This is a genomic window from Sphaerochaeta sp., from assembly GCF_050256055.1.
Classification (GTDB): Bacteria; Spirochaetota; Spirochaetia; order Sphaerochaetales; family Sphaerochaetaceae; genus Sphaerochaeta.
In genome coordinates this window covers 1-13,954 of record NZ_JBFWIJ010000011.1, presented here as the reverse complement: position 1 = coordinate 13,954, position 13,954 = coordinate 1, and the positions used below count along the sequence as shown (strand labels likewise).

The 13,954-nt window shown below is 50.9% G+C and carries 11 protein-coding genes; 5 read left to right on the top strand and 6 right to left on the bottom strand.

The features are described 5' to 3' along the window. Nucleotides 1-54 precede the first annotated feature (54 nt). From mnmE to AB7C91_RS06060, 5 genes are read left to right on the top strand one after another with little or no spacing between them, the layout of a single operon-like run. On the top strand, nucleotides 55-1,383 hold the full coding sequence (mnmE, locus tag AB7C91_RS06080; RefSeq protein WP_428589918.1) for a tRNA uridine-5-carboxymethylaminomethyl(34) synthesis GTPase MnmE: 1,329 nt from the start codon (nucleotides 55-57) through the stop codon (nucleotides 1,381-1,383). 1 nt (nucleotide 1,384) lies between these two features. After that, a complete protein-coding gene (mnmG, locus tag AB7C91_RS06075) occupies nucleotides 1,385-3,199 on the top strand; it encodes a tRNA uridine-5-carboxymethylaminomethyl(34) synthesis enzyme MnmG (protein WP_332447118.1) in 1,815 nt (604 codons plus the stop codon). Further along, nucleotides 3,189-3,848, top strand: coding sequence for a 16S rRNA (guanine(527)-N(7))-methyltransferase RsmG (rsmG, locus tag AB7C91_RS06070; RefSeq protein ID WP_332447119.1), 660 nt, complete (start codon nucleotides 3,189-3,191; stop codon nucleotides 3,846-3,848). The genes mnmG and rsmG overlap by 11 nt, the downstream gene beginning before the upstream one ends. Before the next feature lie 43 nt (nucleotides 3,849-3,891). Beyond that, the gene (locus tag AB7C91_RS06065; protein ID WP_428589913.1) at nucleotides 3,892-6,672 is read left to right on the top strand and encodes a DNA translocase FtsK; all 2,781 of its coding nucleotides are present in this window, start codon (nucleotides 3,892-3,894) and stop codon (nucleotides 6,670-6,672) included. Nucleotides 6,673-6,687: 15 nt separating this feature from the next. Further along, on the top strand, nucleotides 6,688-7,500 hold the full coding sequence (locus AB7C91_RS06060; RefSeq protein ID WP_332447121.1) for an aminotransferase class IV: 813 nt from the start codon (nucleotides 6,688-6,690) through the stop codon (nucleotides 7,498-7,500). Here AB7C91_RS06060 and AB7C91_RS06055 read toward each other — a convergent pair. The 6 genes from AB7C91_RS06055 to AB7C91_RS06030 form a co-directional block, all read right to left on the bottom strand. After that, nucleotides 7,475-8,212: a glycerophosphodiester phosphodiesterase gene (locus AB7C91_RS06055; protein ID WP_428589910.1), complete on the bottom strand. Its 738-nt coding sequence runs from the start codon at nucleotides 8,210-8,212 to the stop codon at nucleotides 7,475-7,477. The genes AB7C91_RS06060 and AB7C91_RS06055 overlap by 26 nt on opposite strands. A gap of 19 nt (nucleotides 8,213-8,231) precedes the next feature. Further along, entirely contained in the window at nucleotides 8,232-8,990 is a 759-nt protein-coding gene (locus AB7C91_RS06050) for an amino acid ABC transporter ATP-binding protein (RefSeq protein ID WP_332447123.1), read from the bottom strand. Between the two features lie 14 nt (nucleotides 8,991-9,004). Then, nucleotides 9,005-10,195, bottom strand: a complete 1,191-nt coding sequence (locus tag AB7C91_RS06045; RefSeq protein WP_428589907.1) for an amino acid ABC transporter permease — start codon at nucleotides 10,193-10,195, stop codon at nucleotides 9,005-9,007. Nucleotides 10,196-10,205: 10 nt separating this feature from the next. Next, nucleotides 10,206-11,417, bottom strand: a complete 1,212-nt coding sequence (locus AB7C91_RS06040; protein ID WP_332447125.1) for an ABC transporter permease subunit — start codon at nucleotides 11,415-11,417, stop codon at nucleotides 10,206-10,208. Nucleotides 11,418-11,481: 64 nt separating this feature from the next. Then, nucleotides 11,482-12,600, bottom strand: a complete 1,119-nt coding sequence (locus AB7C91_RS06035) for an amino acid ABC transporter substrate-binding protein (protein WP_428589904.1) — start codon at nucleotides 12,598-12,600, stop codon at nucleotides 11,482-11,484. 44 nt (nucleotides 12,601-12,644) lie between these two features. Next, entirely contained in the window at nucleotides 12,645-13,688 is a 1,044-nt protein-coding gene (locus tag AB7C91_RS06030; RefSeq protein ID WP_332447127.1) for a LacI family DNA-binding transcriptional regulator, read from the bottom strand. Nucleotides 13,689-13,954 lie beyond the last annotated feature (266 nt).

Below are 13,954 nucleotides of genomic sequence, written 5' to 3'. Positions count from 1 at the left end.
CCAAAGCCCTGTCCGTGTTGCAAGTGGCCGTCCCGCTACAGTATACTCGATCATATGAGTAGGTACGAGACGGATGATATCATTTATGCCCTGGCCACCGGTTGGGTGCAGAGTGCTCTTGCTGTGATACGGGTCAGTGGACAAGGATGCAGAGCGCGCCTTGCCGCTTGTTTTTCACGCCCGAAGGCCCTTGAGGAAGCAGAAAATGCAACGCTCGTGCACGGATATCTGCAGAATGAGGAACACCAAAGGATTGATGAGGTGGTATGCGCAGTCTATACCGAGGGGCATGGGTATACCCTGGAAGAGTCCGTGGAATTCACTTGCCATGGCTCTTTGGCGGTCATCAAGGAAATCCTTGAGTTGTTCGCCCGTCTGGGATTGCGCAGTGCCGAGGGCGGAGAATTCACGTTCCGCTCGTTCTTGCACGGGCGTCTGGATTTGACGCAGGCAGAAGCTGTCCAGGAATTGGTTTCCAGCCAGAGCAAGCGCTCCCGCTCCATGGCGCTTGGTCGTTTGGAAGGAAGTCTCAAGGATCAAATCACCCACCTGAAGAACGAGTTGATGGCCATCATGGCTACTGTGGAGGTCCAGCTGGATTATGCAGAAGATGAATTGGACGCATTCACCTTCCCGAGGCAGCGGTTGGTGTTTCTCCTCGATTTGATCAAGCAACTCTCTTCCACCTATCAGATCGGGAAACTGTTCAAGCAGGGGGCACGTATTGTGCTGGCAGGCTCTACCAATGCCGGTAAAAGCTCTCTGTTTAATCTGTTGTTGAAACAGGAACGGTCCATCGTCAGTCCGGTACGCGGGACTACCCGTGATTACATCGAGGCGGACTTGGATGTCGAGGGCATTCCGGTCAAGCTCTATGATACAGCCGGGCTTCGTGAAAGCGAGGATGTCATCGAGAGCGAAGGGATCAAACGTACCGAACGCCTGATCGGCCAAGCTGATCTTGTCGTGTACTTGGTGGACAGCAGCGAGCATGGTCCACTTCCTCAGGAGGATGAACGTACCTTGGTCGTGTACAACAAGAGCGATCTGGCAAAACCTCCGAAGGGTGAGTTGGCCATCAGCGCCCAGACCGGCGAAGGGGTCGGCCTTCTGCTCGGCCAGATTGCAAATCGGCTCAGGCATGGAATGCAGAGTACGATGGAAGACCAACTGATCATAGAGTCGGAGCGGCAGCATCGGTTGTTGTTGCATGCAGCCGAGGCCTTGGAACGTGCGTTGGTCCTGGTCGATCAGGATATCCCGTTGGATATCATTGCCGTCGAGCTGGGCGAGGCGTTGCAGAACCTGGGTGAACTTACCGGAGAAGTAACTCCCGCTGATATCCTGGAAACGATATTCAGTGGATTTTGTGTAGGAAAATAAGATGGATTATGATGCACTAGTAGTGGGGGGCGGACATGCCGGAATTGAAGCCGGCCTCGCCCTGGCAAGAATCGGGTTCAAGACGCTTTTGATCACCCAGAATCTTGATACAATCGGAAAACTCTCCTGCAATCCTGCAGTCGGAGGGTTGTCAAAAGGAAATCTGGTACGTGAAGTCGACGCGCTTGGTGGGGAGATGGCCCACTTGATCGACCAGAGTATGATCCAATACCGGATCCTCAATCGGCGAAGAGGCCCGGCAGTACAGGCTCCACGCGCCCAAGCCGATAAATTCACCTATTCCCGGCTTGCCAAGCAAACTTTGGAGGCGCAACCCAACCTCTCCCTGTTCATGGATACGGTAGTGGACTTTTTAGTTGATTCCACGGGCAAACGATTGGTCGGGGTGGTCACCGAGCGCCGCCATACGATCAGTTGCAAGGTTCTGGTCCTGACCACCGGTACATTCATGGAAGGGCGGATTTTCATCGGGGAATACGATGCTCCGGACGGCCGGCTCAATGAGAAGGCAGCGATAGGATTGGGAACCGCCCTGCGCGCCAAAGGATTTCCTGTAGGCAGGCTGAAGACGGGGACTCCCGCACGGGTGCGAAAGTCCACCCTCGATTTTGACAAGATGGAATTGCAGGACGGCGAGCCGATCATGATGCCCTTCAGTTTCGACTATGACAGCGTCGACCGTCCCTCGCTTCCTTGCTACATCACCTGGACGACGGAGCAGACTCATAGGATCATTCAGGAGAACATTCACCGATCTCCCTTGTACGGGGGAAAAATCGTAGGAAAAGGGCCTCGGTATTGTCCTTCCCTGGAGGACAAGGTCGTTCGATTTCCCGACCGCGAGCGGCACCAGATCTTCGTTGAACCGGAAGGGGTGGGGACCGAGGAGATGTATCTCAACGGGATTTCCTCTTCGCTTCCCGAGGACGTCCAGCTTGCATTCATCCACAGCATACCGGGATTGGAGCATGCACAGATCATGCGACCGGCGTATGCGGTGGAATACGACTACATTGATCCTCAGGCGCTCTATCCATCCTTGGAGAGCAAGTTGCTTGAGAATCTGTTCATAGCAGGACAGACCAACGGTACCAGCGGGTATGAGGAAGCCGCCTGCCAGGGCTTGCTGGCCGGCATCAATGCCGCACAGAAACTCAAGGGAGAGAAACCTTTGATCCTCAGCCGCAACGAAGCCTATACCGGAGTTCTCATTGATGATCTGGTGACCATGGGAACGAAGGAACCATACCGTATGTTCACCAGCCGTGCAGAATATCGACTGAACCTGCGTCATGACAACTGTGACCAACGGCTTACCGCCAAAGGCCATGCAGTGGGTCTGCAGACCCAGGAAAAACTGGATCGTCTCGCCCGAAAAATTGAAAAGATGGATGCCGTCAAGGATTTGCTGCGAACTCGTAAGTATGAGGAGAAGAGTGCGTTCCAGGCACTTCGCATGCCCGAGGTCACCATTGCCGATCTTGCTGGTCGGATTCCCGAATTGTCCGGCTATGAACAACCGATCCTCTATCAGGTGGAACTTGATGTGAAATACGAAGGGTACATCAACCGTCAGGAACGGCAGATCAATCGGTTCGAGAAATTGGAGAGCCTTTCCATCGATGATGCAATTGATTATGACCGAATGGATGGTTTGAGTGCGGAAGGACGGGAGAAATTGAAGAAAGTTCGTCCCCTCTCCGTCGGCCAAGCCTCGCGTATCAATGGAGTGCGCAACAGCGACCTGGCGATTCTCATCGTCCATCTTGACAAGGGAGGGCGGCATGAACGATAAGCTCTCCGCATTGTTGGCGCAAGGCATCCGCGAGCTCGGTCTTGACTTTGATGATTCCCAGCATAGCCAACTCGCGGCGTACCTTGCCGAGTTGGAACTTTTCAATCCTGTATACAAACTGGTAGGCTCTGAAGGTGAGGACCTGATCATCCGACACCTATTGGATTCCTTGGCGGGTGCACCGGTTCTTGCTGGACTTCCCGATTTCAGTGCCTCCACGACCATCGCCGATCTTGGTTCGGGGGCTGGGCTTCCCGGCATCCCCTTGGCTGTCGCCCTGAAACAGAACTCCTTCATCTTGGTGGAGCGGATGGGACGGCGGGTCGATTTTTTGCGCAATGCATTGGTTCGCACAGGACTGCGACAAAGGGTACAGGTGCTGGAGCGCGACCTGAAGGAAGTGAAGCAGCAATTCGATCTTATCACCTTCCGTGCATTCCGTCCGCTTGCTGAGATCTTGGATGAGGTCGCCCCGATATTGGCCGAGGGTGGTACGGTTTGCGCCTATAAAGCACAAGAAGACCAAGTTCTGCAAGAACTCCTTGCAGTAGAAAAGCAGTGCAAGAGTCGTTGGCAGGCACGCTTCGTCAAACTGAAGGTCCCCTTTCTTGATGCGGATCGAATGCTGTGTATCCTGAAAAAGGTGTGATACCATCGGCCGTATGGAGTGTTTAGAAACCAAGGAGTAAGGTGTGAAGGAGCATAAGGGTCGCTTTTCATTGCTATTCGGATTGTTCTGCCTGGCAGCAACGCTGTTGGTAGGCAGCCTGTTGGTGTTGCCGCTGTTCGGTATCGATTCTGCGTTGCTCGCCCGTATTCGAACCGTCTTGGAACATTTTTTCTCCTTCTCTCCAACCCCATCCCTGTTCGGTTTGGTTCCCTTGGTGTTTCTGCTGGGAATCTGGACGATCATGACGTTCGCCTTCCGTGGGCGGAGACAGTTCACCTTCATCCTTGTTCCGTTTACCGCTTTGATGGCGTATACGCTGTATACGCTCTCCCATATGTTGATGGGAAGTGACAAACCGCTTTTTGCTTCGCGGTTGCTCGCCAGTTCGGTCGACTTGCGTACAGCCTCCTGGAAAGTCGTCATGGCATTTCTGGCAGAGACTGTAGTGTTCATCATCCTGATTTTGATCGGCGATGGATTGGAACGGTATCAGCAGCGGAAAGCCGAGCGTATCGCCAAGCAGGAAGCACAGGTGGAGCCGAAGCAAAAGAAACGTGGATCGCTGTGGCGCCGAAGGAAGAACGTACCGGAAGAGGAAGAGCAGGAGACGGTGGTGCTCCAGAAAAAACGGGTTGCTCCCCTTGTGGAGGAACAAGGAAATTCATTCGGCGAACAGCAGGTCGACTTTCCTCCGATAGTTGATATTCCCAATTTGGAGAATCTAGCCCGCAAGCGGGCGGTCGTCGAACGGCCGAAGGAGCGGGAAGTCATCGAAGTCGATGAGATCCAGGTGTTGGGCAAGGTCAGCATCGGCGCGCTGCATACCCTGACCGAAGAGCGAAAGCGCAACAATGGAGTCTCCTACCTTGAGCGGAAGCAGCAGGAACTTGCCCGAAAGAGACAAGAGGAGGGGCAACGGGTAGCAAGCAATACAGCCGAAGGGGAAGCAACCAAGAGCCCTGCTCCTCTTTCCGGGTTTCTTCAGGGAGCCTTGGAGGCAGTGGGGAAGGGAACTCGCAAGCATGAGGCCAGACGTATTGAGAAGAGCGGCCATGTGCAGGGGATGCTGGCACAAGCGGTTGAGGAGCATCAGGCAAGAAAGGAAACTGAGATGGAACCGGCGCCAGAGCCGTTGGCGATTCATGAACGGGTTCTCTCGGTCCGATATGAACAACCCGACCCTCCAGCAATCGATCCGATTCCTGTCCAGCCGACGTTCTTTGCCCCGGAGAGTACCGCAAAACCGAAAAATGGCGCAGTTCTGGAAGAGCCGCAGACATTGCAGGTCCAGCAGGAGGAGCCTGAATCGGACGGTCTTCAAGCAGAGAGTGGGGTAGGCGGCCTGAGCGGCCGGGAAAATGGAACGAGCGCTTTGTTGAATCGAAACAGGATCACGTATCAATTTCCCGCTGAATCCATGTTGTTGTCCTACCCGAAGATCGGCTCCGATGTAGATGAGAATACCCTCAAACGGGGGCAGATTTTAGTGTCGACGCTGCAGGATTTCAATATTACTGTAGAATTGACCAATATCGTCAGAGGACCGACGGTGACCATGTTCGAATTGCTTCCCGCCGCCGGGGTTCGGGTCAATTCGATCGTCAATCTTGCTGACAACATTGCGTTGGCTTTGGCAGCTACCCAGGTACGCATCGTCGCCCCGATCCCCGGAAAGTCTGCTGTTGGCGTGGAGATTCCCAACGCCAAGCGCGACATCATCGGTTTTCGGGAGATGCTCCCTTCCTTGCCGGAGGGTTTCGGCATTCCCATGGTACTGGGCAGGAATCTGATGGCCCAACCGATTGTCATCGATGTCATCAAGGCTCCGCATCTCTTGATCGCCGGTTCTACGGGAAGCGGTAAGAGCGTATGTGTAAACTCCTTGATTTGTTCCGTATTGTTCCGGCGCAGTCCCAAGCAAGTGCGGATGATCCTGGTCGATCCCAAGATTGTGGAACTGAATATCTACAACGGTATTCCGCATTTGCTCACTCCGGTCATTACCGATGCAAAGCGGACGCTCAAGGCCCTTGATTTCTGTCTCTATGAGATGGATCGTCGCTATAAGTTGCTGCAAGGCATCAATGTACGGAATATCATCGGGTATAATGAGAAGATCGAGGCCAGCCATCTGGCCCGGGAGAAACTGCCGTATATCTTGGTTGTGATCGACGAGTTCGCCGATTTGATGCATTTGGTCGGCAAGGACATGGAGATGAAGGTCAGCAGACTTGCAGCGATGAGCCGCGCGGTAGGCATCCATTTGGTGTTGGCCACCCAGCGGCCTTCGGTGGACGTCATTACCGGGGTGATCAAAAACAATATCCCCACCCGCATAGCTTTCGCCGTAACCAGCGCGACCGACAGCAGGATCATTCTGGATGAACAAGGGGCCGACAAGCTGTTGGGCAAGGGTGACATGTTGTATATGTCCAGCTCAAATCCAGCTACCGAGCGCATCCAGGGATCATTCCTCAGTGATCAGGAGGTCGAACAGGTAGTTGCGTTCGTTTCCTCCCAGGGAGAGCCCGATTTCATCGATGAATCCTTCTTCGAGGACGAGGAGAGCAAGACCAGCGATTCCGATGATGAGGAAACCAGTGATGCAAGCAGTGATGACGAATTGATGGAACGTGCGCTTGCCATCGTTGTGGAACGAAAATGCGCTTCCGCCTCATACTTGCAACGGCGGTTGAAGATAGGGTACAACCGGGCTGCCCGTCTGGTCGAACAGATGGAGGAGCTTGGGTATGTGGGGCCCCCGAATGGGAGCAAGCCCCGCGAATTGATCAAGTACCCATAAAAGAGGAGTCTGAGAATGATTGGCGAACATGCAATCCATAACGGTGTGGTCATCCATACCACAGAAGCGGTGGTTCCGGTAACCCGCAGGGAAGTCCAGTTTGGCTTTTCCACCTATGAATCAATCAGGATCATTCAATCTCATCCTGTGCACCTTGCCGACCATCTAGTGCGTCTGGCCCATTCGTGTGAGGGAATCAAATTGGTCCATCCCTTCGGCAGGGAGGAATTGACGAAGTGGGTGTATGACTTGATCAAGACTGATGAACTTGGTGAAGCGACGATGCGCATCCAGATATACGGAGGGCCTGAACCCCAGCTATTCATCACCGCCCAGAAGATGCTGCGTTATCCGGATTCATATTATACCCGGGGAGTAGGGGCGATCACGTATTTCGGTGAGCGGTTGGTTCCCAGTTGCAAGACCGGCAATCTCCTGCTCAACTACCTTGCGTTGGAAGAAGCACATCGACAGGATTGTTTCGAGGCTCTGCTGGCGGATAGGAACGGCCGGGTGTTGGAAGGAACGAGAAGCAATTTCTTTGCGTTCGAGCGCTCAACCCTGTACACCGCAAGCGACGAGTTGGTGTTGCTCGGCATCACTCGGGAGCGGGTGCTCAAGGCAGCCGCACAACTGGGCTTCTCCGTGGTCTTCACCGCTCCTCTTTTGTCAGACCTCAAGGCGGGGCGTTTTGATGAATTGTTCATTTCAGCGACCAGCATGGCAGCCATGCCGCTGGCCAGGTTGGACGATCGGTCGTATTCAGGTCCGTACGCCAAGACACTTGCGATCAGGGATCTGGTCAGGTCGTGGGAATTGGAGGATTGAGTGCCGCAAGGCAAAGGTCTGGATGATTGGTGATCACCCCGTCAACGCCCCATGCGATCAATTGCTTCAAGTCTTGGGGAGTGTTGACGGTCCAGACGTTCAGGCCGATATGCTGATCCTTGCAGGCTTTCACGTTTTGATCATCCAACAGATGAATATCAGGGTGGAGGTAGGTTATGCCCAAGTCACGCAGACTGTATTCAATGTTATCTACATAGGCATCCTCGATCAAGGCTGCACAAGGTATATGCGGAGCCAGATGGTTGCAGGCCATGACCGAAAGCCAATTGAATGAGGAAAACAACACCTTGTCCTCGATACCAAAGCATCGGATGGTTTCAAGCGCTTTTTCCTCTATCCGCTCATAATAGATGCGGTTTGTCTTAATTTCGATATTGGTGACGACGTCCTTGTCCCGAATGTATGCACAATATTCGGAAAAACTCGGAATTGGGGTTTCGCCGAATTGATTCTCGTAGGGCAAGCCTGCATTGCATTGCTGCAAAAAATCCAGTGAATAGTCCCGAACATATCCCGGAAGGCCGGTTGTCCGTTTCAAGGTCTCATCATGCATAATGACCAGTTTACCGTCTTTGGTACAATGGAGATCCAGTTCGATTCCGTCTGATCCTGCCTCTACGGCTTTGGAGAATGCCAACATGGTATTCTCCGGATATTTCCCGCTGAACCCTCTATGCGCATATACTTGCATTTTTCACACCCCTCAGCACTCAATGACTCAATATCTGAGAAAGAAACAGTTTTGTCCGTTCACTTTTCGGAGCAGCGAAAAATTCATCCGGGGATGCTGTTTCCACAATCTTCCCTGCATCAAAGAAAATGACGTGATCAGCCACCGCCTTCGCAAATCCAAGCTCATGGGTTACGACGATCAAGGTCATATTCTTGTCTGCAAGCTCACTCATTACATCCAGAACCTCCTTGATCATTTCCGGATCCAAGGCACTGGTGGGTTCATCAAAGAGCATGATCTCGGGATGCATCGCCAAGGAACGGGCAATAGCCACACGTTGTTGTTCCCCTCCCGAGAGTTGGTTGGGATATTTCAATGCCTGCGCCTTCACTCCTACCCGATCCAGAAGCTGCATGGCCGTATGCTCTGCTTCTTCCTTTGTCTGCTTGAGAATCCAGATGGGCGCCAAGGTGATGTTGTGCAATACGGATAGATGAGGAAAGAGGTTGAATTGTTGGAAGACCATCCCGATTTTGCTTCTGATTGCATTGATGTGTTTGATATTATGGTCCAATGGGATGGAGTCAATGGTGATTTCTCCTTGTTGATATTCCTCCAAGGCATTTATGGTTCTGATGAAGGTGGATTTTCCGCTTCCCGACGGTCCGATGATGACTGATACCTCCCCTCTGTAGAATGTATGGTTGATGCCTTTGAGCACCTCAAATTCAGGAGTGTACCATTTATGAACATCCTTGAAGGTGATCAGTTCGGATTTTTGCGTCGTGTTTTGCATACTTCCCTGCCTTGTTATGAATGGATTTTTGAAGTGACGCCGAGCTTTTTTTCCAGAAGGATGCTCGCTTTGGAAATGCTGTAGCAAAGGATGAAGTAGATGGCCCCCTCAAAGAAGAGCACTTGGGCACTACCGGTCAGATATTTTGGATTGCTGACAATCGAAGTGGAAATGCCGATGAGATCGAGCATCCCGATGATACTGATCAGGCTGGTATCCTTCAGAGCTGAGGTAAACATATTCACCAAAACAGGAATCATACGTTTCAGGACCTGAGGAAGAATGACCAATGCCATGGTCTTCGTCGTGCTGAGGTTCAGACTTTTTGCAGCCTCATATTGGGTTTTGCTGATACCTTGCAATCCTCCACGTAACGCTTCCGCCATATAGGCACTATGAAACATCACCACCCCGGTCAGAGCCCTGATGAAGACTGATGGGGCCCATCCTTTCGGTAACGCCATCGGAAGAATGAGATATCCGATGAACAGGATGGTGATCAAGGGGACTCCACGAATAATTTCAATGGTGAAGATGCAAACGCTTTTGAGAATCCTGAGGTTGCTGCGTCGCCCCAATGCCAACAAGAGTCCGATCGGCAAGGAAAGGAAGATGCTGGTCAAGCTGATGAGCAGCGAAAGCAATAATCCTCCCCAAAGATTGGTTTTCACCAAAGGCAGGGGAAATCCGAAACCTCTGATGATGCAAAAAGAGAAAGGCAGCAGGAACACCCACCCAAGGGTCACCACCAACGACTGCTTTTCCTTTCCGATTCGCTGGATGAGGAAAAATGAACCGAAGAGAATGAGAATCAAAAGTCGGAGTGATGTTTTCTGCTGTCCTCCAAACGGCAGAAAGGAAAGTGCAGCAAGAAATAGGGCAATGCCATACAGCACCTTCTGCGGGCGTTTCGCGGTCATGCCGAATGAGCAACCGAAAAAGAAGGTCGCATACCCAAGGCATACCCATACTCTCCAGAGTTCGGAGATGGGGTAGCTACCGGTAAGAATCAACTTCAGGTTCGCTTTGATCACGGTCCAATCCCACGAAAAAAGTGGTATGAAGGCTTTGGCGAAGAATTCATACAAAAGCAGGACTGATAGGGCGGTCAACAGGGTATTCCCAATGGAGGAGAAAAGATTGGTATGCATCCAGTGCAGCATGCGGTTTGGTTTTCTGTCCAATTGTATGGTTTGTTCTTTCATGTATCCCTACCTACCTCTCGATAATTTGGATCCGTCGATTGTACAGATTCATGACCAAACTGGTCAGAAGACTAAGCCCGAGGTATATGACCATGACGACACTGATCATCTCCAAAGCTCTTCCTGATTGGTTGATGATGGTTCCCGAGATCGCAAATAAGTCGGGGAATCCGATGGATACCCCAAGGGAAGTATTCTTTGCTACACCGAGGAATTGGCTGGTCAACGGGGGAATCACCACTACTTTTGCCTGGGGAATGATGATGAGGCGAATGGTTTTCATATGACTGAATCCCAATGCCCTTGCGGCTTCAATTTGTCCTTTCGGGACACCTTGGATTCCTGCTCGGAAGATTTCAGCGATGAATGCAGAAGTATAAAGAATCAAACCGGAAAACAAGCTGAACCACTCTGAGGTGATGTGCATTCCTCCGGTGATGTTGAATTTACCCAAGATGGGAATGTCTTTTTGCAAGGCAGGGTAGGGAAGCAGTAGATAGGAAATGACCGCTCCAGCCAGAAACACAATAATCGGGTAGAAAAGCGTATGTTGCTCCTTGCCAGTTCTCGACTCCCTGTGTTTCAGAAAGCATACCAAGGCAATGGATGCAACCAGTATGATGGCAAGGCAAATCAGGAAAGGCTGCATATGCTCGGACGGTCGCAGCCAAACCATGCTGATTCCGCGGTTTGAAAGAGAGAAAGAGACAGATGTCTGCCCGTTCGCAAGTGTCTGTTTCCCCCAGAGTATTCCTGTCTGGATCCCGGGGAGCTTGAGGAAAAATGCGCGATACCAAATAAGCAACAACAATAGCAGGGGAATATTGCGGATGATCTCAATATAAATCATCGCGATTCTGTTGAGCAGAAAGTTGGCAGAAAGCCTGGCAAGGGCTACAACCAAGCCAAGCATGGTCGAAAAAATAATTGCAAGGAATGAAATGGAGATGGTATTCAGAAACCCTGCGGCTATCAAACGTACATAACTTGAGGAGTTGTCCACCGGTAAGATTGATTCACTGATATCTATATGACTCACCATGCGAAGAAACTTGAATGAGGGGATCATCCCTATTTCAGATAAGGAATTCACCACATTTCCATAACAAATGGAGATGAAGATGATGATCAAGACGGTGAAGAGGAACTGACTGAGCAGATTCCTTTTATGGCTGTCTTGCCAGATGGGTGTTCGGTGTGATTTTGCTGGGCCGTTGGACATGGATGTAGGTTCTCCCAAGTCATCCTACCCCGGTTGGCCGAGGTAGGATGAACGATTCTGTGGATCAATTGAACGGATTGGCGTAGAACAATCCGCCTTGGTTCCAAGGCTTGTTGTAACCACGGGTGACACGCAGAGGAATACCGAGATTTCGATCAAAGATTTCCCCATAGTTGCCGACCTGCTTGATGATTTGGTATGCCCAGTCGAGGGAAAGTCCCATCATGGGCCCCAGTTCCTTGCCGGTTCCCAGCACATTCTTTGTCTCTGGACTGCTGGTTGTTGCACGTACTTCATCGACGTTGGCGCTGGTGATGTTGTGTTCATCCCCATAGAACATGGCAAACAATGTCCATTGGCAGATATCTTTCCAGTTGCTGTCTCCATGTCTGACAGCGATGCCCAGCGGTTCCTTGCTGATGGTTTCTTCCAATCCTTTGAAGTCCCCTGCATTCTCAAATTGAGCCAAAAATACAACAGCTGAGGATTTGTCCACGGAAACTGCGTCAACACGGCCATTGATGAATGCACTCTTCATTTCATCAAGATTCTCGAAGGTCAGGGGACGGTACGAGATGTTCTTGCTCGCCATGGTTGCCGCCAGGTTTGTCTCGGTGGTGCTGCCGGTAAGTACGGCGATGGAGGCTCCTTCCAAATCCTCGATCGTATTGATCCCCAGATTGTCTCTTACTACGAAGGTTTGTCCATCATAAAAATAAGGAGAAGTGAAGTCGAGTCCCAGCTCCGTATCCCTGGACAGATTCACCGTTGCGGTGCGGATCAGCACGTCGATTTCCCCGCTCTGCAACGCAACGAAACGTTCCTTGCTGGTCAAGGGTCTGAACTCCAGTTTGTCAGGTGATCCGAAAACAGCCACACTCAAGGCTTTGGCAAGATCGATTTCAAATCCCTGGTAGCTTCCATCTTCCTGCAGGTAGGCGAATCCGGGATTGGAGGCGTTCACTCCCACGACGATATACCCTCGGTCGCGTATCTGCTGTAAGGTGGATACCGATGCTTTCGGTGCAGCCGGAGTGCTTTTCACTTCTGCAACAGGTGTCGCTACCGTCGGCTGTTGTTGCACTGTGCTGCTCTCTGTAGGTGTCGGTTGTGCTTTTGTGCAAGACGAACCCAGCACAAGTGCAAACATGAGTACAAAAGCAACCATCAAATGTTTTTTCATACAATTCTCTCCTTTTGTATTTCTGCCAAGATAGCTCTTGGTATTTACCCCCAGAATGTTTTGGTCGGAATATGGATGGTTTTCGCTTCCAATTCCTGATTTGTATGTTCGATTTTCTCCAAAAGGATATCGCACGCTCTTTGTGCTATTTGCTTGATATCCTGTATGGTGATGAAAAAATGACCGACTACGTGTTCGAGCAGATCTTTTTGAATCATCAGGTCTTGGGTGAAGGAAAATTGGTCGACCGTCATGAATTCTGCTTTATAGGATTTGAAGGGGGAATCCCCATAGACTTTGATGAGATGGGGCATGTAATATCCGGAGTGAAGAAAGATTGCCTCAGGTTTCCTCGTCAATTCAGCGAGTACGGAAGCTATGGTTGTTTGTCCATCGACCTCTCCACTGAGAAGTTGGAACGATGCTTCCCATGGTTCGAGACCCTTTTCCCGCATCGCGGCTTCATAGCCTTCGATACGCAGTTTGGCAGTCGAGTTCATTGCCTGTCCGCCTCTGGTCAGCATCAGTATGTCTCGTTTTCCCGTTTCAAGCATCTGTGTAGTCATTTCATAGGCAACATGGAAATGATCGGATGATACGACGTCCGCTTTGATTCCTTCGGCGAAACGATCAACGAAGACGAAGGGGAAGAGCTGATTTTGCATTGCCCGATAGATGTTCAGACTTGGGGAGGAATTGTTCAGGGAAGCGATGAGCATTCCATCGAACAACCCGGAACGATACAATCCCAGGGATTCCCGCTCTTTCTTTTCATCATTGAAGGTGTTGATCACCATCGCCTGATACCCCTTGGCCATCGCATATTGTTCAATGTGGTAGATCAGTTCCACGAAAAATCCAACAGGGGTAAACGGTACGACGATGGCGATAATGTTTGAACGTTTTGACTGCAGCGCACTGGCGAGTCGATTCGGAATGTATTGTTCCCTCTGTGCGATGGCCAGGATGCGGTCTCGGGTTTCATCACTGATCCTGTTCTCTTTTGCCTTATTGTTCAGTACCAAGGAAACGACGGTAACCGAAACATGAGCTTCCTGTGCAATTTGTTTCAAGCTGGTTTTCGGCATAAGCATTCCTTATGTAGTTGCTAAAACGTTTAAGCAAAAGTAGTATAGCATTAGTATTCAAGAATTGTCAAAAAAATATACAAGAATTTTCTCCAGCGTGTTGATTGCGTACCTGACATGCCTGAACCCATACAGGTTATGCAACAGAGGTGGACAATACTGTCATTTTCCTCTATCTTTAACAGAGAGAGGCCATTTGGGGCCTCCTGTTTCTGTGAAAATAGCTATTTCTTGTAAAGGCGATATATAGAACCAATGAAATTTAC

Coding starts and splice junctions, on each gene's coding strand:
- AB7C91_RS06050 (WP_332447123.1), bottom strand. CDS start 8,990: ATGCAAAACACGACGCAAAAATCCGAACTGATCACCTTCAAGGATGTT.
- AB7C91_RS06035 (WP_428589904.1), bottom strand. CDS start 12,600: ATGAAAAAACATTTGATGGTTGCTTTTGTACTCATGTTTGCACTTGTG.
- AB7C91_RS06060 (WP_332447121.1), top strand. CDS start 6,688: ATGATTGGCGAACATGCAATCCATAACGGTGTGGTCATCCATACCACA.
- mnmG (WP_332447118.1), top strand. CDS start 1,385: ATGGATTATGATGCACTAGTAGTGGGGGGCGGACATGCCGGAATTGAA.
- AB7C91_RS06040 (WP_332447125.1), bottom strand. CDS start 11,417: ATGTCCAACGGCCCAGCAAAATCACACCGAACACCCATCTGGCAAGAC.
- AB7C91_RS06055 (WP_428589910.1), bottom strand. CDS start 8,212: ATGCAAGTATATGCGCATAGAGGGTTCAGCGGGAAATATCCGGAGAAT.
- mnmE (WP_428589918.1), top strand. CDS start 55: ATGAGTAGGTACGAGACGGATGATATCATTTATGCCCTGGCCACCGGT.
- AB7C91_RS06030 (WP_332447127.1), bottom strand. CDS start 13,688: ATGCCGAAAACCAGCTTGAAACAAATTGCACAGGAAGCTCATGTTTCG.
- AB7C91_RS06045 (WP_428589907.1), bottom strand. CDS start 10,195: ATGAAAGAACAAACCATACAATTGGACAGAAAACCAAACCGCATGCTG.
- rsmG (WP_332447119.1), top strand. CDS start 3,189: ATGAACGATAAGCTCTCCGCATTGTTGGCGCAAGGCATCCGCGAGCTC.